The organism is Chelatococcus sp. KU-N122, from assembly GCF_055391085.1.
The window spans coordinates 3,543,751-3,564,831 of sequence record NZ_AP043981.1 but is presented as its reverse complement, the minus strand read 5'-3'; the positions used below and the strand labels follow the sequence as shown (position 1 = coordinate 3,564,831).

Annotated in this window: 19 protein-coding genes; 4 read left to right on the top strand and 15 right to left on the bottom strand. The window is 67.4% G+C overall.

The window, feature by feature from the left end; all coding sequences use genetic code 11:
- Positions 1 to 83 precede the first annotated feature (83 nt).
- On the top strand, positions 84 to 1,142 hold the full coding sequence (locus ACZ5PO_RS15910; RefSeq protein ID WP_464195119.1) for an NAD(P)-dependent alcohol dehydrogenase: 1,059 nt from the start codon (positions 84 to 86) through the stop codon (positions 1,140 to 1,142).
- A gap of 69 nt (positions 1,143 to 1,211) precedes the next feature.
- Here ACZ5PO_RS15910 and ACZ5PO_RS15905 read toward each other — a convergent pair whose 3' ends face one another.
- The 15 genes from ACZ5PO_RS15905 to ACZ5PO_RS15835 form a co-directional block, all read right to left on the bottom strand.
- Positions 1,212 to 2,120, bottom strand: coding sequence for an alpha/beta hydrolase (locus tag ACZ5PO_RS15905; RefSeq protein ID WP_464195117.1), 909 nt, complete (start codon positions 2,118 to 2,120; stop codon positions 1,212 to 1,214).
- Positions 2,121 to 2,134: 14 nt separating this feature from the next.
- Positions 2,135 to 3,073, bottom strand: coding sequence for a 3,5-dioxohexanoate:acetyl-CoA acetone transferase (kce, locus tag ACZ5PO_RS15900; RefSeq protein WP_464195115.1), 939 nt, complete (start codon positions 3,071 to 3,073; stop codon positions 2,135 to 2,137).
- A gap of 126 nt (positions 3,074 to 3,199) precedes the next feature.
- On the bottom strand, positions 3,200 to 4,336 hold the full coding sequence (locus ACZ5PO_RS15895) for an acyl-CoA dehydrogenase family protein (RefSeq protein WP_464195113.1): 1,137 nt from the start codon (positions 4,334 to 4,336) through the stop codon (positions 3,200 to 3,202).
- A 22-nt stretch (positions 4,337 to 4,358) separates the two neighbouring features.
- A complete protein-coding gene (locus tag ACZ5PO_RS15890) occupies positions 4,359 to 5,546 on the bottom strand; it encodes an acyl-CoA dehydrogenase family protein (protein WP_464195111.1) in 1,188 nt (395 codons plus the stop codon).
- A 167-nt stretch (positions 5,547 to 5,713) separates the two neighbouring features.
- Positions 5,714 to 6,889 carry an ABC transporter substrate-binding protein gene (locus ACZ5PO_RS15885; RefSeq protein WP_464195109.1) on the bottom strand — a complete coding sequence of 392 codons (1,176 nt, stop codon included), beginning with the start codon at positions 6,887 to 6,889 and terminating at the stop codon, positions 5,714 to 5,716.
- Between the two features lie 122 nt (positions 6,890 to 7,011).
- Positions 7,012 to 7,923 carry an SDR family oxidoreductase gene (locus tag ACZ5PO_RS15880; RefSeq protein WP_464195107.1) on the bottom strand — a complete coding sequence of 304 codons (912 nt, stop codon included), beginning with the start codon at positions 7,921 to 7,923 and terminating at the stop codon, positions 7,012 to 7,014.
- Positions 7,924 to 8,081: 158 nt separating this feature from the next.
- Entirely contained in the window at positions 8,082 to 9,989 is a 1,908-nt protein-coding gene (locus tag ACZ5PO_RS15875; RefSeq protein ID WP_464195105.1) for an AMP-dependent synthetase/ligase, read from the bottom strand.
- Between the two features lie 28 nt (positions 9,990 to 10,017).
- On the bottom strand, positions 10,018 to 10,791 hold the full coding sequence (locus tag ACZ5PO_RS15870; RefSeq protein WP_464195103.1) for an ABC transporter ATP-binding protein: 774 nt from the start codon (positions 10,789 to 10,791) through the stop codon (positions 10,018 to 10,020).
- Positions 10,792 to 10,794: 3 nt separating this feature from the next.
- Positions 10,795 to 11,553 carry an ABC transporter ATP-binding protein gene (locus ACZ5PO_RS15865; protein ID WP_464195101.1) on the bottom strand — a complete coding sequence of 253 codons (759 nt, stop codon included), beginning with the start codon at positions 11,551 to 11,553 and terminating at the stop codon, positions 10,795 to 10,797.
- Positions 11,550 to 12,626: a branched-chain amino acid ABC transporter permease gene (locus ACZ5PO_RS15860; protein WP_464195099.1), complete on the bottom strand. Its 1,077-nt coding sequence runs from the start codon at positions 12,624 to 12,626 to the stop codon at positions 11,550 to 11,552. Before ACZ5PO_RS15860 ends, ACZ5PO_RS15865 begins: the two co-directional genes overlap by 4 nt.
- Before the next feature lie 4 nt (positions 12,627 to 12,630).
- The gene (locus ACZ5PO_RS15855; protein ID WP_464195097.1) at positions 12,631 to 13,503 is read right to left on the bottom strand and encodes a branched-chain amino acid ABC transporter permease; all 873 of its coding nucleotides are present in this window, start codon (positions 13,501 to 13,503) and stop codon (positions 12,631 to 12,633) included.
- Positions 13,504 to 13,988: 485 nt separating this feature from the next.
- A complete protein-coding gene (locus ACZ5PO_RS15850) occupies positions 13,989 to 14,363 on the bottom strand; it encodes a Zn-ribbon domain-containing OB-fold protein (protein WP_464195095.1) in 375 nt (124 codons plus the stop codon).
- A 2-nt stretch (positions 14,364 to 14,365) separates the two neighbouring features.
- Positions 14,366 to 15,535, bottom strand: coding sequence for a thiolase domain-containing protein (locus ACZ5PO_RS15845; RefSeq protein WP_464195093.1), 1,170 nt, complete (start codon positions 15,533 to 15,535; stop codon positions 14,366 to 14,368).
- 53 nt (positions 15,536 to 15,588) lie between these two features.
- Entirely contained in the window at positions 15,589 to 16,041 is a 453-nt protein-coding gene (locus ACZ5PO_RS15840; protein WP_464195091.1) for a MaoC family dehydratase, read from the bottom strand.
- Positions 16,042 to 16,427: 386 nt separating this feature from the next.
- Positions 16,428 to 17,639 (bottom strand): LLM class flavin-dependent oxidoreductase, encoded by a 1,212-nt coding sequence (locus tag ACZ5PO_RS15835; RefSeq protein WP_464195089.1) that lies wholly within the window; start codon positions 17,637 to 17,639, stop codon positions 16,428 to 16,430.
- A 157-nt stretch (positions 17,640 to 17,796) separates the two neighbouring features.
- On the opposite strand from ACZ5PO_RS15835, the gene ACZ5PO_RS15830 reads away from it, so the two are divergent.
- From ACZ5PO_RS15830 to ACZ5PO_RS15820, 3 genes are all read left to right on the top strand, one after another.
- On the top strand, positions 17,797 to 18,498 hold the full coding sequence (locus ACZ5PO_RS15830) for a TetR family transcriptional regulator (protein ID WP_464195087.1): 702 nt from the start codon (positions 17,797 to 17,799) through the stop codon (positions 18,496 to 18,498).
- Positions 18,499 to 18,734: 236 nt separating this feature from the next.
- Positions 18,735 to 19,736, top strand: a complete 1,002-nt coding sequence (locus tag ACZ5PO_RS15825; protein ID WP_464195085.1) for an NADP-dependent oxidoreductase — start codon at positions 18,735 to 18,737, stop codon at positions 19,734 to 19,736.
- 358 nt (positions 19,737 to 20,094) lie between these two features.
- Positions 20,095 to 21,066 carry an NAD(P)H-dependent flavin oxidoreductase gene (locus tag ACZ5PO_RS15820; protein WP_464195083.1) on the top strand — a complete coding sequence of 324 codons (972 nt, stop codon included), beginning with the start codon at positions 20,095 to 20,097 and terminating at the stop codon, positions 21,064 to 21,066.
- The last annotated feature ends 15 nt before the right edge of the window (positions 21,067 to 21,081 follow it).

Sequence of the window (21,081 nt, the reverse complement as noted above, 5' to 3'; positions counted from 1 at the left end):
ATCATGCCAAGAAACAAAGACTTATAGCCGAGTGATGATTCAAATTAAAACCATCCGGCTCTAGAACAAGAAGGCGTGCGTGGATGAAATGCCTTGGCTATGCCGCCCACGACGCGGGCAGCCCGCTCGTTCCATTCCGGTTCGACCGGCGCGAGCTGCGGCCCGACGATGTGGCGATCGACATCCTCTATTGCGGTGTCTGTCATACGGATCTGCACCATGCCCGCAATGATTGGGGCCGAGCGATGTATCCCATCGTGCCGGGCCACGAGATCGTCGGCCGGGTGAGAGCCACCGGGCCGGATGTGACCCAATTCAAAACCGGGGATACGGTGGCTGTCGGCTGCCTCGTCGACAGCTGCATGGCGTGCGACACCTGTGAGGAGGGCGAGGAGCAATATTGCCGCCATGGCTCGACCCCCACCTACAACGGCCTCGATCGCACGACGCGGGCCGTCACCTACGGCGGCTATTCGCAGTCGATCGTGGTGCGCGAGGCCTTCGTGCTGCGGGTGCCGGCGGGGCTCGATATCGCGCGGGTGGCGCCGCTGCTGTGCGCCGGCATCACCACCTATTCACCGCTGAAGGCGTGGAATGTCGGGGCTGGCACACGGCTCGCCGTCGTGGGGCTCGGCGGTCTCGGCCATATGGGCGTCAAGCTGGCGGTCGGGCTCGGCGCGCAGGTCACCGTGATCACGACGTCCGAGACGAAGAAGACGGACGCCCTCGCGCTCGGCGCGCACAAGGTGCTGCTCTCGACCGTGCCGGACGAGATGGCTCGGGCGGCGGCGACGTTCGACTTCATCCTCGACACCATCCCTGTCGTGCATGACGTCTCGCCCTATCTGAAGCTGCTCGACATCGACGGCGCGCTGGTCATGGTCGGCGCCATCGACATGATGCCGACCTTCCATTCCGGCCTGCTGCTGCGCGGCCGCAAGCGCCTGTCCGGCTCGGTGATCGGCGGCATCCTGCAGACACAGGAACTGCTCGATCTCTGCGCGCAAAAATCGATCATGCCCGAATGCGAAGCCATTCGCATGGACGGCATCAACGAGGCGTTCGAGCGGATGCAGCGGTCGGACGTCAAATACCGCTTCGTCATCGATATGAGTACGTTGGACGGACAGGCAGAAGCCTGACGTCGATCAACGTCGGAGCGTCAGTTCATCCGCTCCGGCGCGCGGCCCGCTATCGCCGTTCAGATGGTCTCACCCGACGGGCACGGCCGCTCTCGCCAGCGCGAAGCTGGCCAGCCGCTCGATGGCTTCTCGCCCTTCCGGGAGCAGCTTGGCGAAGAACGGCCAGATGTGGATCATCTCGGGCCATGGGTCGAGTTCGATGTCGACGCCGGCCGCGCGGGCGCGATCAGCCAGGCGCAGAGCGTCGTCGCGCAACGCTTCGGCCAGCCCCACCTGGATGAACAGCGGCGGCAGCCCGCCGAGCTCGGCGTGGAGCGGCGAGACCAGCGGATGTCCGGGATCGCCGGCAGCGCCGACGTAGCGCTGCACAGAAGCGGCCGCACCGCGCCGCTGGACAAGCGGATCGAGGCCGGCATTTTCATCCAGCGAAGCGCCCGACAGGGTCAGATCGGTCCATGGCGAGATCAGCAGTGCCCCGGCCGGCATTGGCAACCCGGCGTCGCGCGCCGCGACCAGCAGCGCGAGCGCCAGGCCGCCCCCGGCCGAGTCGCCGGCCACCAGCAGGCGCGCCGGAGGCACGCCGAGGTCCAGCAGCGTGCGATAGACGAGGAGCGCGTCATCAAGCGCCGCCGGGAACGGATGCTCCGGCGCCAGCCGATAGTCGGGAGCGACCATGAAGGCGACGGCGGCCCGGCCCAAGCGGCCGAGGAGGTCGCGATGGGTGCGGGGCGAACCCACGGTGTAGCCACCACCGTGCAGGAAGAGGATCGTCCGGCCGGGGTCGCGGGCGCCTGCCTTGATCCCCTCGCAGCTCACGCCGCCGAGCACCATGGGCGTGATGCCGACGTCGTCATCGAGCGGCAGCAAGGTGTCGGCCAGCCGCTCGAAGCCGGCCCGGCGGGCCTCGATGGCGAGATCGACGTCCGGCTGCGGCGTGCCCAGCGCGGTCAGGAGCGACGCGAACTCACGGCTTGCCATGGAGCTCTCCTCGACTAGAACTCGGTCTTGTCGCCGCCCTTGAGGCCGAGGATGGCGCGGGCTTCGTCGGGCGATGCGACCTCGAGGCCCAGGCCCTCGAGGAGCTCGCGCACGCGCCTGACCTGGGCCGCGTTGGAGGGGGCGAGCTGGCCGGGGCCGAGCCAGAGCGAGTCCTCCAGGCCGACGCGGACGTTGCCGCCCATGACGGCGGCCTGGGCGGCGATCGCCATCTGGTGGCGTCCGGCGCCGAGCACCGACCAGCGATAGTCGGCGCCGAACAACCGGTCCGCCGTGCGCTTCATGTGCATCACGTCCTCGGCATGGGGGCCGATGCCGCCGAGGATGCCGAAGACGCTCTGGATGAAGAACGGCGGCTTGACGATGCCCCGGTCGGCGAAATGGCGCAGCGTGTAGAGGTGGCCGATGTCGTAGCACTCGATCTCGAAGCGGGTGCCGTTCTCGGCGCAGGTCGTCAGGATGTGCTCGATGTCCTCGAAGGTATTGCGGAAGATCCGCCCGCGCGAGCCTTCCAGGTAGTCGCGCTCCCAGGGGTGCTTGAACTCCTTGAAGCGCTCGAGCATCGGATAGAGCCCGAAGTTCATGCTGCCCATGTTGAGGCTCGCGACCTCGGGCTTGAAGCGCGCCGCCGGCTGCAGCCGCTCCTCGATGGTCATGGTCGTCGAGCCGCCGGTGGTGATGTTGACGACGCAGTTCGAGCGCTGCTTGATCACCTTGAGGAACGGGGAGAAGGCGTCGGTGCTCTGGTCCGGCATGCCGTTGGCCGGATCGCGGGCGTGGAGGTGCACAATGGCCGCCCCCGCCTCGGCGGCGCCGACCGCAGCGTCGGCGATCTCCTCGGCCGTGACCGGCAGATGGGGCGACATGGACGGGGTGTGGATCGACCCCGTCACGGCGCAGGTGATGATGACCTTGTGCTTTGCGCGATCCGCCATTCCGCTCTCCCGTGCCCAGAGCATTTCATCATTGGATGGGATCATCCAATGACGAAATGCTCATAACCTTTTGAATCTGGAGCGCTTCCCTTGCGATTGGGTGTTTCCGCCCAATCGCGAAGCGCTCTAGGCTGCCGCAGACGTGAGGTCCGCAAAACGGCGCTGGTGGTAGTCCCCGTTGCCGAACAGCGTGTCGAGCGCCATGAGCCGCTTCAGGTAGTGGCCGGGGCTCATGGCGTCGGTCATCCCCATGCCGCCATGCAGCTGCACCGCCTGCTGCCCGACGAAGCGGCCCGACCGGCTCATCTGCACCTTCGCGGCAGCCGCCGCCCTCGCCCGCTCCAGACCGCCCTCGCGCAGGGCCAGCGCCGCATAGAGGGCAAGCGAACGCGTGTTCTCGATCTCCACCTTCATGTTCACCAGCCGGTGCTGCACCACCTGGAAATCGGCGAGCGCATTGCCGAACTGCTTGCGAACCCGCGTGTAGTCCGCGGTCGCCTGGAAGGCGGCCTCCATCGTGCCGACCGCCTCGGCCGCAAGGTAGGCCAGTGCGCCGTCGACGACCGCGTCGACATGGGCCATAGCGCCCTCGGGATCGCCCAGGACGGCAAGGACCGGCGCCGCGGTGAACGTGATATCCGCGCCGCGACGGCTGTCGATGGTCCTGTAGCTCGCCAGGTCGACGCCCTCGCCCTTCGGGTCGACGACGAACAGGCCGAGCCCCGGCCGTTCGTGCACGCCGCCCGAACGGCGTGCCAGAACGATGAGCAGGTCGGCGTGGGGCGCGTCGAGCACCATGATCTTGCGCCCGCTCAGCCGGTAGCCGTCCACGCCTGTCGACGCCTTGCAGGCCGCGTGGTGCATGACGAAGTGCGAATCCGCCTCCGCGAACGCGAAGGCCCATTTCCGACTGCCCGCGACGATGCCGGGTAACCATTCGGATTTCTGCGCCTCGCTCCCGGCTTGCGCGATCAAGCCGGCCCCAAGCACCGCCGTGGAGAAGAAGGGCTCGACGACCAGCGCGTGCCCGAACCGTTCGCCCAGCAGCATCAGGTCGGCCCCGTCGCCGCCGATGCCGCCGTAGGCTTCCGGCACCGTGAGCCCAAGCCAGCCCATGTCCGCGAATGCCTGCCAGTTGTCCGCCGACAGTCCCGGCTCGCTCTGGGTCAGCGCGCGCCAGCGCTCCATCGGATAGTGCTCGCGCAGCCAGCCCTCGATGCTCTGGTCGAGGATCACCTGCTCTTCGGATAATTCCAGGTTCATGATCGACACCTGCCCGTAACCGCTACTTGAGGAGGATCTTCGCGAGAATGTTGCGCTGGATCTCGTTCGTGCCGCCGTAGATCGTTGCCGCACGACGGAACAGGAAATCCTCCATGCGTCCGTCGGCGTAAGCCGGCGCGTAAGGCGATTGGCCGGAGCCGTCGTTGCCGTGCTCATAGGGCAAGCCGAGGTAGCCCAGCGCATCGACCGTGAGCTCCGTGACCGCCTGCAGGATCTCGGTGCCCCTGATCTTGAGGATGCTCGCCTGCGCGGTTACATCGCGCCCAGCGCTCTGGGCCGACAAGCCGCGCAGCAGCATGTATTCGAGGGACAGCAGCTGGATTTCCAATCCGGCCAGGCTGGTCCTGAACGCGTCATCCTCGATCAGCGGCGCGCCGAAGGCCGATTTGCGCTGCGCGATCTCCTTCAGCCGCTGCAGGCGCCGCTTCGTCGGTCCGAGCTCGACGATGCCGAACCGCTCGTTGCCGAGCAGGAACTTCGCATAGGTCCAGCCCTTGTTCTCCTCGCCGACGCGATTGGCCTTGGGGACGCGGACGTTCTCAAAGAAGACTTCGTTGAGCTCGTGGCCGCCGTCGATGGAGATGATCGGGTTGACCGTGATCCCCGGCGTCGTCATGTCGATGAGGACAAAGGAGATGCCCTCCTGCTGACGGGCGGCCTGATCAGTCCGCACCAGGCAGAACATGCGGTCCGCCCGGTGCGAGCTGCTCGTCCAGATCTTGCTGCCGTTGATGACGTAGTGGTCGCCGTCGCTGTCGGCCCTGGTGCGGAGGGAGGCGAGATCGGAGCCGGAGCCCGGCTCCGAATAGCCCTGGCACCAGAAGTCCTCCATCGACAGGATGCGGGGCAGGTAGAAGTCCTTCTGCTCGGCCGAGCCGAAGGTATAGATCACCGGCCCGACCATGCTGATGCCGAACGGCGACAACGGTGGCGCATCGGCCGCCGCGGTCTCCGCGTCGAAGATGTGGCGTTGGATCGGCGTCCAGCCGGGGCCGCCGTGCTCCTTCGGCCAGCCCGGCGCCGACCAGCCGCGCCGATGCAGGATCTTGTGCCAGGCGACGATGTCGTCCTTGGACAGGTGCGTCATGGCCCGCGCCCGCGCGGCGAGGTCCTTGGGGAGGTTTTCGGCAATAAAGCTGCGGACCTCGTCGCGAAAGGCGATCTCGTCCGGCGTATAGTGGATATCCATGGAGCGTTTCTTTCAGCGGATGGATGGCCGGGTCAAGCCCGGCCATGACGGGGGCCGCGGAAGCTTTTACTCTCAACGTCATGGCCGGGCTTGACCCGGCCATCCATCGACTTAAAAACTCACGCCATCATCATGACTCATACTGCCACAATGTGTGTGCAGCACCGCTAATCCTTGTAGTCGATCGCGTCCTTGCTGACGGGGATGAACTTGCCGCCCTTCAGCTCGGTCAGGAACGACGAGCGGGTGCCCTGGTGGTTCGTCGCGCTGTAGTTCTGCACGGGCCCGCCGAACATGTCGTGATAGTCCTTGATGCTCTCCATGGCGGCGATGAACTTGTCCACCGTCAGGTCCTTGCCAGCCTTCTCCAGCCCGATGCGGATCAGGTCGATCGCCACCTGGCCGTTGATGGCGGACGTGCTGACGTCGCTGCCGGTCCGCTTCTTGTACTCGTCGATCCATTTCTGCACCGGCGGAGGCGCCTCGTCGCGAAGAGGGACGAGAGCCGACGTGGTCGCGTAGTATCCATCCATGCCCGGGGCGGCGGCAACGACCGGGTCGTAGCCGGGCGAGTTGGCCACGACGTCGACGTCCGACCATCCGAGCTTTCGAATTGATGTATAGGCCAATATGGCGTCGCGAACCAGCGAGCCGAGCATGATGACCTCGCACTTCGCCGCCCGCAGCTTCAGGATATGGGCTGTGAAGTCCGTATCGGTCGGCCGATATCCTGCGGCTTCGACGACTGGAATGCCCGACGCCGCCGCCTGGTCCTTCACCCCGTCCAGCGTTTCCTTGCCGAAGTCGGTGTCCTGGTAGAGCGCGCAAACGTTTTTCTTGCCTTTGGTCCGCACCATCCAGACGATGGCGGCACGAGTCTGGTCGTAGTAGCCCGATGTCGCCGCAAACTTCAGCCGATCGAACGGCTCCCACATCTGCCGTGCTTGCGAGGCCGGAAACATGTTCGGGATGTTGGCCTTGAACTGCTCCGGGAAGATCGCGAGGTTCATCGGCGTGCCGATGTTGGCGACCATGAGGAAGACCTTGTCGCGGCTGATCAGCTTGTTGGCCGCCTGCACGGCGCGCGGCACCTGGTATTGAGCGTCCTCCGCGATAAGGCGCAGCTTGCGGCCGTGTATCCCGCCGGCCGCGTTGATCTCGTCGATCCCCATTTGCAGGGTCGCGGTCTCGGCAACGCCGGCGAACGCCGCCGGGCCGCTCAGCGAGGTGACCGAGCCGAGCAGGATCTCGTTGTCGGTGACACCGCGAACCGGCGACTGGGCGTGCACCGGCGCGGCGATGATGCAAGCCGCAACAGCGACGCCGAAGGCCTTGACGAACATGACACTCCCCTCCCTTTTTGCTGTAAGCACACGAGACGCCGGCGGGCGCGCCACGCCCGGCACGGCGGCATGTCCGGCGCTCGTGCGGCCAGCGGATGCGATGGCCGCACGAGCGCGTCCGCTCAGAGAAAACCTGCGTTCTTCAGGCGCTGGTCGATGTAGCCGGCCGGCCCGGCGGTGCTGGGCACGACGGCGTCGAGGCCGTAGATGTCGGCGAAGCGCTCGGCGAACATCTCCACGGTGATCGGCTGCTTGGGATCGAACTGCACGCCCGCCGTCTCGAAATAGTGCAGGCGGCCGAATCCGCCGGCGGCGGCCGTGATGATCGTGCCGGTCACGTTGCAGGCCTCGCTGGCGAGCCAGGCGACCGCCGGCGACACGTTCTCCGGACCCATGAAGGCGGAGATGGCGTCGCCGACGAGCCCTTCCGTCATCCGCGTGTTGGCGCCCGGCGAGACCGCGTTGATGAGGACATTGTTCTTTTGCCCCTCGATGGCGAGGGCATTCATGAAGCCCACCAGGCCGAGCTTTGCGGCCGCGTAGTTGGCCTGGCCGAAGTTGCCACTGGTGCCCGCCACCGATGTCGTCACGACGACGCGGCCGTACTTCTGCTCGGCCATGAGCGGCCAGGCGGCCTTGGTGCAATAGGCCGTGCCGAAGAGGTGAACCTTCAGCACCTTTTCGAAATCGGCGAGGTCCATCTTGGCGAAGCTCTTGTCGCGCAGGATGCCGGCGTTGTTGACCAGGATGTCGAGCCGCCCGAAGCGCTTGAGCGCCGTGTCGACGATGCCGGCGCCGCCCTCCGGCGTCTCCACCGAGTCGTAGTTCGCCGCGGCCTCGCCCCCCGCCGCCTTGATCTCGGCGACCACGCGGTCGGCGGCCGACTGGTCGCCGCCGACGCCGTTGACCGCTCCGCCGAGGTCGTTGACGACCACTTTCGCGCCCTGCTGCGCGAGCAGCAGCGCGTGCGCGCGGCCGAGGCCAGCGCCTGCTCCCGTGACGATGGCCACACGGCCGTCCAAACGTGTTGTCATGAGCTCAAGTCTCCTGTCTACCGGCGCGTCCGGCGCGCCTGTGATTCAGTTCGCACTCGGCGCGTCGCCGGGCTGCGTCATCCACGGCGTCATGGTCGGGCGCGACCCGCGCCATGACGCAACACGAACCTCTCCCTCAAGATCCCCACGCGACGCCATCAGCCGGCGGCCTCCCGGTACATCTCGTCGATCAGCTCCCGGTACTTGTCGTTGACGTATTTGCGCTTCAATTTCATCGTCGGCGTCAACTCGTCGTCCTCCGCCGTCAGTAACTGGTCGATCAACCTGAATTTCTTGATCGTCTCGACGCGCGCGAAATTGCGATTGACCTTCTCGATTTCGTCCGACACCAGGTCCTGTACGGCCTGGGCGCGGCAGAGCGAGGCGAAATTGGTGAAGGACACGCCGTTGTCCTGGGCGAACTGGGCGACATTGTCCTGGTCGATCATGATGAGGCAGGACAGGAACTTGCGCCGGTCGCCGATCACCACCGCATCGGAGATGTAGGGGCTGAACTTCAGCTGATTCTCGATCTCCGAAGGGGTGATGTTCTTGCCCCCGGCGGTGATGATGATGTCCTTCAGGCGATCGACGACACGGATCCAGCCGTCGGCGTCGATTACGCCTACGTCGCCCGTATGCAGCCAGCCGTCGACGACGGTCTCCGCGGTCTTCGCGGGCTGATTGAGATAGCCGGCAAATATGTTGGGTCCGCGAGCCAGGATCTCCCCTGCCGGGCCGAGCTTCACCTCGACGTTGGGGACGCATTTGCCGACCGTGCCGAGCTTGGCGGAGCCGGGCGGCGTGCAGGTGATCATGCCCGCGCTCTCGGTCTGGCCGTAGGCCTCGCGCATGTCCAGGCCGAGCGCCATGTACCATCTGATGACGTCCGGCGCGATCGGCGCCGCCCCGGTGACCAGATAGCGGCAGCGGCTGATGCCGATGGAGCGCCGCACGTTCTCCAGGGCGAGGCGGCTCGCCACGGCGTAGGCGGCCCGGAGCGCCAGCGGCGGCCGCATGCCCGCCGCGCGGCGCTCCACCAGCCTGTGGCCCAGAGCGATGGCGGCCTGGTACAGCAGCCGGCCCGGCAGCGTCGCCTCCTTCATGCGCAGGACGACGCCGGAGTGGAACTTCTCCCACACGCGCGGCACGGCGAAGAGGATGGTGGGCTGCACCTCCTGCAAATTGGCCGCCATCGTCTCGCCGCTCTCGACGAAGTTGACGACGGCCCCGGTCTTCAGCGGGAAGAACGACGAGTACGAGCGCTCGGCGATGTGGCTCAGCGGCAGAAAGCTCAGCAGCGAGTCGCTGCTCGACTGGCGCAGCAGCTGCGTCTCGTTCTCGATCTTGAAGACGATGTTGCGATGGGTCAGCACCGCGCCCTTCGGCGGGCCCGTCGTGCCGGACGTGTAGATGAGGACCGCCATGTCCTCGGGCCGCGTCTTCTCCGTTTCCCTGTCCCAGAAGGCCGGATGCTCGCGCCCATACTGCTCGCCGCGCGCGAGAAGCTCGGCGAAGCTGATCACCATCGGGTCGCTGAAATGATGGAGGCCCTTCATGTCGATGACGACGATGGCGCGCAGCGCCGGGCAGCGGTCGCGCACCTCGAGGACCTTGTCGAGCTGCTCCTCGTTCTCGACGATGCAGGCGACGGAGCGGCTGTCGTCGAGAATGTAGGCGATCTGCTTGGGGCTGTCGGTGGTGTAGATGCCGTTGCAGACCGCGCCGATGCCGTGAACGCCGAATTCGGCATAGAGCCACTCCGGCGTGCCCTCGGAGATGATGGAGACGACCTCGCCGCGGCCGACGCCCAATGAGGCGAGACCGAGCCCGGCGTGGCGGGCGCGTTCGCCATACTGGCGCCAGGTCACGCCACGCCAGATGCCGAACTCCTTCTTGCGCATGGCGATGGCGTCGCCGCGCTGGCGCGTGCACGCCGCGAACAGTCGCGGCAGGGTCTCCACCTCGATGATCGCGCGGATCCGCGGATCGATCCCATCCCAGGCCGGGACGTGCGGCGCCCGCGCGTCGGGCACGTCCAGAGCTGCCTGCGTCGCAATGGTCATTTGCTCACCTGTCGGCGGTCTTGGGTCATCAGCGCCAGGTCTTGCGCCGCTTCCAGCGCCGCCCCTGCCGCACGCCGTCGTCCTTCATCCCCAAGTAGAATTCCTTGATGTCGTCCTTCCTGATCAGGTTCTCGCAGGTGTCTTCCATGACGATGCGCCCGAGCTCCAGGACGAAGCCGTAGTGGCAGGTGGCGAGTGCCGTGCCGGCGTTCTGCTCGACGACGAGAATGGTCAGCCCGGTTTCACCGTTGAGGCGCTTGATCAGCTCGAAGATCTCGCCGACGAGCCGCGGCGACAGGCCGAGCGACGGCTCGTCGAGCAGCAGCAGCCGCGGCCGGCTCATCAAGGCGCGGCCGATCGCCAGCATCTGCTGCTCGCCCCCGGACATCGAGCCGGCGATGCGCTGGCTCAGGTCCTTGAGCCGGGGGATATAGGCGTAGACCATGTCCAGATCGCCCGGCACGGCGGCCCGGTCGCTGCGGGCATAAGCGCCCATCAGCAGGTTCTGGCGGACGGTGAGATAGGGAAACGTCTCGCGGCCCTCGGGCACGTGGGCGATGCCCGACCGGGCGACCCGATCCGGATCCTGGCCCTGGATCTCCCGGCCCTCGAAGACGACGGTGCCCTTGAGCGGATCCATGACGCCGGAGATGGTCTTGAGGATCGTCGTCTTGCCGGCGCCGTTGGCCCCCAGCACCGCCACGATCGAGCCCTCGTGCACGTCGAGCGAGACGCCGCGGATCGCCCGGATCGGCCCGTAGAACGTCTCGATATTGGACAGCCGAAGCAGCGGCTCGCGCATGGCTCAGCCCCCCAGATAGGCTTTGACGACCTGCGGGTCGCTCTTGACGGCGCTGGGCGTGCCGCTGGCGATCACCTGGCCGTAGTTCAGCGCGAGCACGTGGTCGGACACCTTGCTGACCAGCCCCATGTCGTGCTCGACCATCAGCACCGTGATGCCGAGGATGTCGCGGATATCCTGGATCCAGAACACGAGGTCGTCGGTCTCCTCCGGGTTCAGGCCGGACGAGGGCTCGTCGAGCAGCAGCAGGCGCGGCTCGGTGCACAGCGCCCGGCCGAGCTCGACGATCTTGCGCACGCCGTAGGACAGGCCGGAGATCAGCGTGTCGCGGTGGGGCTGCAGGTCGAGGAACTCGATGACCTGCTCCACCGCCTCCCGGTGCGCGATCTCGCGCCGGCGCACGCCCGGGAGGAACATGAGCTCCGCCAGCACGTTGCCGGCAGCATGGGCGTGGCGGCCGAGCAGCAGGTTCTGGAGCACCGTCGCATTCTCGAACAGTTCGATGTTCTGGAAGGTGCGCGCGATGCCGAGCCTGGCGATGTCGTGGGCCGGCGCCGTGGTGATGTCCTGCCCCTCGAAGACGAGGCGGCCGGCGGTGGGATCGTAGATCCGGCTGATCAGGTTGAACACCGTCGTCTTGCCGGCGCCGTTCGGCCCGATCAGCGTGAACACGCTGCGCTGCGGCACCTGGAAGCTGATCCCGTCGACGGCCTTGATGCCGCCGAAGTGGAGCGCAAGGTCCTTGGCCTCGAGCGCGATCACCGGAAGCGCTCCGACTTGGTGAAGCTCTTCTGCTTCTTGAATGTGGCCACGCGGTACATGGGGAACTGCGAGAAGAAGAGCCTGATCTTGCGCCAGCGCCCTTCGATGCCGTGCGGCTCGAACAGGATGAAGCCGATCAGGATCAGGCCGAACAGCCCCGGCTCCAGCCCCGGCTGGCGCGCGATGGTCTGGGGCAGGTAGTCGCGCAGCAGCGCGATGATCGACGGCAGAGCCCCGACGAAGATGGCGCCGAAGATGGCGCCGCGGAACGAGCCCAGCCCGCCCACCACGACCATCAGCAGCAGCTGGATCGACAGCAGGATGCCGAAGGCGTCCGGTGCCAGATAGCCGATCTTGTGGGCGAAGAGGGCGCCGGCAAAGCCGGTCAGACCGGCCGACAGGGCAAACGAGATGGTCTTGTAGCGGGCGAGCTTGACGCCCATCGACTGGGCGGCGACCTCGCTGTCGCGCAGCGCGATCAGCGCCCGCCCGGTCGGCGCCCGCATGATGTTGTTGGCGATGAGCAGCGCCAGCAGCAGGGCCGCGAGCGAAAGGTAGTAGAAGAGCGGATACTCGACGATCGACAGCCCGAAGATGGTTGGCTGCGGCACGGCAAAGCCGGAGAAGCCGCCGGTCACGCTGTCCCAGTGAACGAACACGTATTCGACGATGAAATTGAAGGCGAGGGTCGCCATGGCAAGGTAGATGCCGACCAGCCGCAGTGCCGGAAAGCCGATGGCGGCGCCCACGGCCGCCGTCACCAGGCTCGCGGCCGGCGCCGCGACGAAGAACGGCACGCCGCGCTGCAGCAGGACCGCATAGGCATAGGCGCCGATGCCGAGAAAGGCGCCGTGGCAGAGCGATACCTGTCCGGTATAGCCGGTGAGCAGCATCAGCCCGACGGCGGCGATCGACAGAATGAAGACGTAGGCGAGTTCGCCCAGCCAGAATTGCTCGAGCACCAGCGGCGCCGCGCACAGCCCGAGCAGCAGCAGCAGGTACCAGTTGCGCTGCGGCGCATCGACGAACAGGTCGATGTCCTGGTCATAGCGCGTCTTGAACTGATATCGCATGGCGTCACACCCGCTTTCTGCCGGCTGCTCCGAAGAGCCCCTGCGGCCTGACGAACAGGACGAGCAGAAGGACCACGTAGGCGGCGATGTCCTTGAAGCCGTCCATCAGGTAGACGCCGGAGAACTGCTCGATCAGCCCGATGGCGATGCCGCCGACCAGGGCGCCGGGGATCGAGCCGAAGCCGCCGAGCACCGCGGCGGCGAATGCCTTGAGGCCGAGGAAGCCGATCGACGTGTCGATCAGCGTCAGCGGCGCCAGCAGGATGCCGGCGACCGCGGCCACGCCGCCGGAGATGGCCCAGATCAGCGCGAAGATGCGCTTGACGGGGATGCCCATGTAGTAGGCGGCCAACTGGTTCTGCGAAGCGGCCTGCATGGCCACACCGACCGAGGTGTACTGGAAGAGGGCGAACAGCAGCGCGCACAGGATCGCCGTGCCCGCGACGATCGACAGGCTGACGTCGGGCACCGGTGCACCGCCGATACTGGTGGTTCCATCGGTGAACGGCGTCGAGAAGGCGAGCGGGTTGGCGCCCCAGATCATCGACGCGACGGCCCGGAACACGAAGCCCAGGCCGATGGTGAGCATGACCACGGCAAACTGCGGCTGGCCGATCACGCGCCGCAGCACGAACGCATCCAGCCCGTAGCTGAGCACGGCCATGATCAGGACGGCACCAAGCAGCGCCACCCAATAGTTCATGCCCAGGCTGACGATCAGAAAGTAACCGACGAAGGCGCCGAGCATCATGAGATCGCCCTGCGCGAAGTTCACCATCTCCGTTGCCTTGTAGATCAGCACGAAACCCAGCGCGACGAGCGCATAGATGCACCCCTCGGCCAGTCCGCTCATGAAGATCTGTATGACTTGCGTCATCCCTGGTCACGTCTCCCTTACGCTGCGTCTTTTTGGAGGGCCAGGGTGCCTCGGCCTTGCAGCGTCCAGGCAGAGACAACCATGAGGCCTAAGGTGCGGTCAATAGGTTTTCATAATTAAAACGGCTGGTCGGTTTTATACCAAACCCGAGCCATCCGCGAGTGGGCTCCGCCCGTCCTGTAAGATCTTGTTCTGAAAGCGCAAAGCAGCTGGACCGCCCCCCACCCCTACCCCTCCCCGCCACTTCGTGGGAGGGAGGAGCCTCATTTTCAAGCGTGGGAAAGTGGGGCCGGCGGCCAACCGAACGGCCTCCCCCTTGTGGGGAGGCTGTCCCGTGCGAAGCGGAAGGGACTGGTGGGGGTGGGGCCCAACCGCCTCAACGACGGCAGAACCTGCCCCGTCGAGATGTGTGCGTGCGAATAGCTGCCGCCAGTGAGCCGATACTGCCCCGCCGCCCGATCGAGAAGCGGTCCCGACGCCCGGCCTCAGCCCGGGGACGTCGGTCGGAACATCGGCACGGCGATGCCGTCCACGTCCCGAAAGACGACATCGACAGGCTGGCCGATGGCGATACTGTCGAGCGGGGTGTCGACGATGTTGGTCAGCAGCGTCGGGCCCTCCGCCAGCGTGACGAAGGCGATGGCGTAGGGCTCCGCGCCCCGGCGTGTCACGCTGAACGAATAGACGGTGCCGCGTCCCTCGGCTTCGACCCACTCGGTGTCGGCGCTCAAGCAGAACGGGCAGTGGGGGCGTGGATAGTGGTGAAGCTCGCCGCAGGCCTTGCAGCGCTTCAGCAGCAGCTTGCCGTTGGTCGAGCGCCAGTAGGGAGCCGCCTGGGCCTCCGGACGGACCGCATCCATGATCAGACCCTTTCCAGGATGAGCGTGGCGCTGCCGTGGCGTCCGGCGAGGTAGCCGCCGGTGCCGTTGGCGAGGGCCAGGTCGCAGTTCGGTACCTGCACGGCGGGATGAGCTTCACCGCGCAGCTGGCGGACCGCCTCGATCACCTTGGTCATGCCGCCGCGGTTGGCCGGATGGTTGCTGCACAGGCCGCCGCCGTCGGTGTTGAACGGCAGCTTGCCGACGCCGGAGATCAGATTGCCGTCGCTGACGAAGCGCCCGCCGGCGCCGCGCGCGCAGAAGCCGAGATCTTCCAGCTGCATCAGCACGGTGATGGTGAAGCTGTCGTAGATCGAGACGTACTTGATGTCCCGGGGGGTGACCGCAGCCTCAGCGAAGGCGGCGCGCCCGGACCAGATCGTGCCGGAGTAGGTCAGGTCGACCTTGCCGCCGTCGGAGTGCTTGACCGCGGTGCCCGCGCCTCTGACTTTGACCAGCGGCCGCTTCAGGCGGCGCGCGATCTCCGGCGCCACCACGACCAGCGCGCCGCCGCCGTCGGTGACGACGCAGCAGTCGAGACGATGCAGCGGATCGGCGATGATCGGCGAGCCCACCACGTCGGCCACGGTCACCACCTCGCGCAGCAGCGCATGCGGATTGTGCTGGGCGTGATGGGAGGCGGCGACCTTGATCCAGGCGAGCTGCTCGCTGGTGGTGCCGAACTCATGCATGTGGCGCTGCGCCACCATGCCGTACAGGTTGACGATGGTCGACCTGAACGGCGTCTCGTAGGGCACGTCCGGCACCCCCGGATCGGTCAGGTACGAGATCTCGGCGGGCGACTGGGGCTCGCTTCGCGGCCGGCCCGCCAGCGTGATGAGCGCCACCGAGCACTTGCCCATCGCGATGGCCTGTGCCGCGTGGTCGACGGCGACGATGTAGGACGAGCCGCCGGTGTTCGTCGTATCCACATGCCGGGCGCGCAGGCCGAGATACTCCGCCATGTTCAGCGGCCCGAGCCCGGGCGAATCGCCGGAGCAGAAGAAGCCGTCGACATCAGCGACGGACAAGCCCGCGTCGTCGAGGGCGCCCCTGGCGACCTCGGCGTGGAGCTCGGCCGTCGTCTTGTCGGACGCCTTGCGCGTCGGATGCTCGTAGGCACCCGCGATATAAGCCTTGCCGTTGATAGTCACGCGATGGTCTCCGGATCGGCACAGGCGGAACACGTCCCGCCAACAACGGCCAGTCAATCGAAGTAGAGGAAGACGATCTCTGCGATCAGTGCCGGCTTCGACGATCCCTCCAGCTCGATCGTCGCCTCCGTGGCGATGCGCAGCCCGCCCGAGACCGCCTCGGCGCTCTTGACGGTCTCGCTCAGGCGGATGCGCGCTCCGGAGGGCACCGGCGCCAGGAAGCGCAGACGATTGATGCCGTAGTTCAGGATCCGCGATGCCTTTACGGTGTAGATAGTGGGCTGCAGGACACCGAGCAGCGACAGCAGCAGATAGCCATGGGCGATCGTCGTGCCGCCCGGCGACTCCCGCCTGGCGCGCTCGACGTCGACGTGGATCCATTGCCGATCGCCCGTCGCATCCGCGAAGCGGTCGATCATCTCCTGGGTGACGGCGGTCCAATCGCCGGGACCGATGGCCTCCCCCGCCCGGCTCGCGAGCGCCGCCGGGCTGTCGAATGCGATCATGCTGGCTGTCCTTCCGCTGCCGCCGGGCAAGCCCCCGTGGGACACCGCCGGGCTGAGCCGCCGCTGCTGAAACATGCGGGTCCGGGCCGGGCGACGCGGCGGCTCGCCGCCGTCGCGCGCCACGCCGGCGGGCGCGGCGTCACCCGACTAAACCTATTAATGCGACTATCAGCTATGTTATCGACGCGCAAGCACCGTCGTGACCCGCAGCGCGGCCGACGGCTCGGCCCGGACAACGGCGGCGCGGGCGTCCGGACGGCGCGCGCCCCGCCCCCACAAAAGCATGCCCCGACCAGATGGGCTCACCTGATCGGGACATGCGCCGACGCGTCGGGACTGGGATCGGGGGACGTCCTTGCGATGGGGGGTGTCACCCGCGACGCGCATCAGGCCGGGTTGGCAGGCCCCTGCCCCGGCAGCATGGCCAGGATCTCGGGGCTGATGTTCGCGGTGCCCTTTTCCTGAATGTGCTGGACGACGCGGCTGCCGACCGCCTGGACCTGCTCGGCGAGCAGCGCGGCATGATTGTCGCGCGCCCACTCGAGCGAGGCCTGGCGATTGGTGTTGAGCTCCTGGAAGCGCGGGAAGACGTAGCGCGCCATCAGCTCGTAGGAGCGCTTGGTCTGCTCGAACGGCGCCCAATTGTGGGCGAGCTGGAGGAAGGCGCCGAAGCCGCCGGACTGCCGCTCGAGCCGCTCGATCTGGGCGATCGCGTCGTCCGGCGTGCCGATCACCGCTAGCCCCGAGGCGATCAGCGCGTCGACCGGGTCACCCTCCATGGGGGCGAGCGGCAGCGCCGCCACCTCGCGGAAATAGTAGATCCACTTGTCGAGGCCGAAGCGGACGTTCTGGCGCGCCTGCTCACGCGTCTCCGCGATATGCACGGGCCCGACCAGGCGCCAGCCCGACCGGTCGACCGTCTGGCCGTGGCTCTTGGCCATCTCCTCGCAGATCGCCCAGTTGGACGCGAGCGCATTGAAGCCGCCGACCGACGTGGCCCCGATCGACAGCAGGCCGAGGCCCTGCCGCCCGGCCGCGCGCGCGCCCGTCGGGGAGACCTGGCTTGCCACCGCGATCTCGACCGACGGCCTGGAGTACGGCGTCAGCTGCAGGCGCGCCTCCTCCAGCGTGAACCAGTCGGTCTTGCGCGTCACCGTCTCGCCGCGCAGCAGGGCGACGATCACCTCCAGCGCCTCGTCCATCATGTCGCGCTGCTGGGCGACCTTGATCCCCATCATGTGGGCGTCCGACGGCAGGGCGCCGGGGCCGGCCCCGAACATGACGCGGCCGCGGGTGATATGGTCGAGCTGATTGATCCGGTCGGCCAGCATCAGCGGATGGTGGTACGGCAGCGAGGAGACGCCGGTGCCGAGGCGGATCCGCCTGGTCCGCTCCGCCACGGTCGCGATGAACAGCTCAGGGCTGGCGATGAGCTCGTAGCCGGCCGAGTGGTGCTCGCCGATCCAGGCTTCGTCGTAGCCCAGCTGGTCCATCCATTGGACCAGCTCCAGGTCCCGCTCGATGGCGAGCGTCGGGTTTTCATCGAGCGGATGGAACGGGGCGATGAACGCGCCAAAACGAAGCTTGGTCCCAGCCATGAAACGTCGTCCTCCTTGCCTAATGGGCTCAGGATCTCGTGTCCTGCATCGGCGAAACTAGTCTATCGTGACTAGTCGATCTAGCCTAGAGCGTGTCGCTGGTGGATGGGCCCATCCGATGACGAAATGCGTTAGGCGAAGCGGAGGAGGAGTGCCCATGCGAACGCGAGCGGATCCGGCGTCGGCGGTGGTCCGGCATCGTCCCCTGACCGGTCGGGGCGCCCACACGCGCCTGCGGCTGCTGCAAGCCGCCACCCAGTGCCTGAGCACCCGCGGTTACGGGGCGACGACGACCCAGGCGGTCGCCGAGCTGGCCGCCGTCAGCCGTGGCTCCATGCTGCATCAGTTCCAGACCCGGCTCGACATGATGGAGGCGACCGCGCGCTACGCCATGGAGCAGATGGTGGACGCCGGACGGGCCCGCTTCGATGCCCTGGCGACGCCGGCGCTCGGTCTGATCCAGCTTCCCGACGTGCTCTGGGAGCTGCAGCGCGAGCCGCCGGCCCTCGCCCTGACCGAGATATTGCTGGCAGCCCGGTGGGAGCCCGGCCTGGCCGAGCGCCTCGAGCCGGTCGCCGCCCACGTCGAGGAGGTCATCGATGCCGATCTCGCGCAGATGGCGACGGGAGCCGGGATTGGTGACCACGCGCGCCTGCTGGTCCACAGCCGCCTGATGATCGCCGCCGTCCGCGGCCTGGCCATCGAGCTCATGTTCAACCGCAATCGGCGCATGATCCTCAAGGCGGCCGAAGCCCTGCGCGAGGATCATGTGCGCTTCATCGAGACGTTGCTGCCCGCGGACGGCGATCGGAACCAGCGCGCGATGCCGGCGCGGAAGGGACGTCAACGCCGCCGCTGAGAGGACAGGAGCGGCGCCCGTTCCGCACCCCGCAGCTCGGCCTGCGGCCACGGCAGGGCATGGCGCGCTGGGCGGCGACGCCGCGCACCCCAAGACGCAGCAAGCCACCGGCGCGCCGTCAAGGTGGCTAGTCCGGCGTCAAAATTTATAGTACGCATTTTAGGACTATATTGCGGCGCTCAGCGCGCGAGGCTGCGCCCGGTCCCCCTCCGAACGCACAACCACGGCCAGTCCCCATGAACCGACAGATCGTCCTTGCCAGCCGGCCCGAGGGGCTGCCCACGCCGGACAATTTTGCCCTGGTCTCGGGCGAGATCCCCGATCCCGGCGCCGGCGAGTTCCTGCTCGAGCACCATTATCTCGGCCTGGCGCCCGCCGCCCGCATCCGCATGGGCGCCTCCCGCTCCTATGCGCCGCCGCTGCCGATCGGCGGCGTCATCTACGGCCAGGCGGTCGGCCGCGTGCGGGCGTCGCGCCATCCGGCCTTCCGGGAAGGCGACCTCGTGGTCTCCACCGATGCCGGCTGGCAGGAGTACTCCGTTTCCGACGGGGCGCGCGCCAGCCGGATCGACGCTTCGGTCGCGCCGGAGCAGGTCTGGCTCGGCGCGCTCGGCGTCTCCGGCATGACGGCCTATGTCGGCCTGCTCGACATCGGGGCGCCGAAGGCGTCCGACACCGTGGTGGTGTCGGCTGCGGCGGGCGCGGTCGGGTCGGCGGTGGGGCAGATCGCCGGGATCAAGGGCTGCCGGGTCGTCGGCATCGCCGGCGGCGCCACCAAGTGCCGCTACGTGACGGAGGAGCTCGGCTTCGACGCCAGCGTCGACTATCGCGCCGCCGACTTCGCGCGGCAGCTCGCCGACGTTTGCTCCGCCGGCATCGACCTCTACTTCGACAACGTGGGCGGTGCGGTGCGCGACGCCGTCTGGCCGCTGATGAACGACTTCGGCCGCGTGGTGGTGTGCGGGCTCATCTCCGAGTACGGCGCCACGGCGCCGGTCGCCGGGCCCGGCTGGTTTGCCCTCCTGACCAAACGGCTGAGCGTGCGCGGCTTCCTGCTGCGCGACCACGAGGCGCGGCACGCCGACGCCGTCGCCGACATGAGCCGCTGGTATCGGGAAGGCCGGATCAGGGGCCGCGAGCAGATCGTGGACGGGCTCGAACAGACCCCCGCGGCCTTCATCCGCATGCTGCAAGGCGGCAATCTCGGCAAGACCCTCGTCAAGCTGAAGGCGCCCTGATGGCCCTGCGCCGGCGGGATCCGACCGCCGTCCGCGCTCCGTAGCGGCTTCTCCTGCGCAATCGAAGAGAAGTCCTATTGACACATCTACAGCCCTTCCATACCGTTTTCTGAGCCGCGCCCGGACGGGCGGCGGCACGACAAGCCGCCCCTCGGCGCTGAAGGGGCTCATCGCGGGGGGAGATACGGAGGGAAGCGCCTGTCGGACAACGCCGGGCGTGGCCGACCAGTCAGGTCGTGCCGTTTCCAGATGGTCCGGTCGCCGCCGTCCGACGTCCAGCCTGCTCCGCGTTCGATTCACCCCACTTGCAGCGTAGATGGTCCGGACGCCGGCTCCGGAGCACGGGAGAAACGTGACGATGGCGCTTCCAAAGCTTCTCGAGGGCCGGCTCAGCCTGCCGGTGATCGCATCGCCGCTGTTCATCGTGTCCGGCCCCGAGCTCGTCATCGCCCAGTGCAAGGCCGGCATCGTCGGCTCGTTTCCGGCCTTGAACGCCCGCCCGGCCGACCAGCTCGATGTCTGGATCCGTCGCATCAAGGAGGAGCTTGGCGCCTACGCCGCCGCCAACCCGGACAAGCCCGTCGCCCCCTTCGCGGTCAACCAGATCGCGCACAAGTCCAATGTCCGCCTGATGGCCGACGTCGAGGTGTGCCTGAAGCACGAGGTGCCGATCATCATCACTTCGCTCAGGGCACCGCGTGAGGTGGTCGAGGCGGTGCACGCGTACGGCGGCATCGTGCTGCACGACGTCATCAACATCCGTCACGCCCGAAAGGCCATCGACGAGGGTGTCGACGGCCTGATTACCGTCTGCGCCGGCGCGGGCGGCCATGCGGGCACCTTGAGCCCGTTCGCGCTGGTGCGCGAATTGCGCACGTTCTACTCCGGGACGATCGCCCTCTCCGGGGCGATTGCCGACGGCTACGCGCTGCTGGCGGCGCTCGCGATGGGCGCGGACATGGGCTACGTGGGCTCCCGCTTCATCGCCACCGCCGAGGCCAATGCCAAGCCCGAATACAAGCAGATGGTGATCGATTCCAGCTGCACCGACGTGGTTTACTCGGCCTTCTTCAGCGGCGTCCACGGCAATTACCTGGCCGGCAGCATCGCCAAGGCCGGCCTCGACCCGCTCAACCTGCCGCCCGGCAAGCGCGAGACCATGGACTTCAGCTCCGGCGACAGTCCCGAAGCGAAGCTCTGGAAGGACATCTGGGCCTGCGGCCAGGGCATCGGCGCCATCGACGATGCGCCGCCCGTCGCCGAGCTGATCGATCGCCTGAAGAGCGAATTCGCCGATGCCAAGCGACGCCTGGCAGCGATCGCCGCGTGACGGGCTGGTGCAGAT

What these genes read in the sequence shown, in the direction of transcription:
- ACZ5PO_RS15910 (WP_464195119.1), top strand. Translation starts at nt 84, where the DNA reads ATGAAATGCCTTGGCTATGCCGCCCACGACGCGGGCAGCCCGCTCGTT.
- ACZ5PO_RS15905 (WP_464195117.1), bottom strand. Translation starts at nt 2,120, where the DNA reads ATGGCAAGCCGTGAGTTCGCGTCGCTCCTGACCGCGCTGGGCACGCCG.
- kce (WP_464195115.1), bottom strand. Translation starts at nt 3,073, where the DNA reads ATGGCGGATCGCGCAAAGCACAAGGTCATCATCACCTGCGCCGTGACG.
- ACZ5PO_RS15895 (WP_464195113.1), bottom strand. Translation starts at nt 4,336, where the DNA reads ATGAACCTGGAATTATCCGAAGAGCAGGTGATCCTCGACCAGAGCATC.
- ACZ5PO_RS15890 (WP_464195111.1), bottom strand. Translation starts at nt 5,546, where the DNA reads ATGGATATCCACTATACGCCGGACGAGATCGCCTTTCGCGACGAGGTC.
- ACZ5PO_RS15885 (WP_464195109.1), bottom strand. Translation starts at nt 6,889, where the DNA reads ATGTTCGTCAAGGCCTTCGGCGTCGCTGTTGCGGCTTGCATCATCGCC.
- ACZ5PO_RS15880 (WP_464195107.1), bottom strand. Translation starts at nt 7,923, where the DNA reads ATGACAACACGTTTGGACGGCCGTGTGGCCATCGTCACGGGAGCAGGC.
- ACZ5PO_RS15875 (WP_464195105.1), bottom strand. Translation starts at nt 9,989, where the DNA reads ATGACCATTGCGACGCAGGCAGCTCTGGACGTGCCCGACGCGCGGGCG.
- ACZ5PO_RS15870 (WP_464195103.1), bottom strand. Translation starts at nt 10,791, where the DNA reads ATGCGCGAGCCGCTGCTTCGGCTGTCCAATATCGAGACGTTCTACGGG.
- ACZ5PO_RS15860 (WP_464195099.1), bottom strand. Translation starts at nt 12,626, where the DNA reads ATGCGATATCAGTTCAAGACGCGCTATGACCAGGACATCGACCTGTTC.
- ACZ5PO_RS15855 (WP_464195097.1), bottom strand. Translation starts at nt 13,503, where the DNA reads ATGACGCAAGTCATACAGATCTTCATGAGCGGACTGGCCGAGGGGTGC.
- ACZ5PO_RS15850 (WP_464195095.1), bottom strand. Translation starts at nt 14,363, where the DNA reads ATGGATGCGGTCCGTCCGGAGGCCCAGGCGGCTCCCTACTGGCGCTCG.
- ACZ5PO_RS15840 (WP_464195091.1), bottom strand. Translation starts at nt 16,041, where the DNA reads ATGATCGCATTCGACAGCCCGGCGGCGCTCGCGAGCCGGGCGGGGGAG.
- ACZ5PO_RS15835 (WP_464195089.1), bottom strand. Translation starts at nt 17,639, where the DNA reads ATGGCTGGGACCAAGCTTCGTTTTGGCGCGTTCATCGCCCCGTTCCAT.
- ACZ5PO_RS15830 (WP_464195087.1), top strand. Translation starts at nt 17,797, where the DNA reads ATGCGAACGCGAGCGGATCCGGCGTCGGCGGTGGTCCGGCATCGTCCC.
- ACZ5PO_RS15825 (WP_464195085.1), top strand. Translation starts at nt 18,735, where the DNA reads ATGAACCGACAGATCGTCCTTGCCAGCCGGCCCGAGGGGCTGCCCACG.
- ACZ5PO_RS15820 (WP_464195083.1), top strand. Translation starts at nt 20,095, where the DNA reads ATGGCGCTTCCAAAGCTTCTCGAGGGCCGGCTCAGCCTGCCGGTGATC.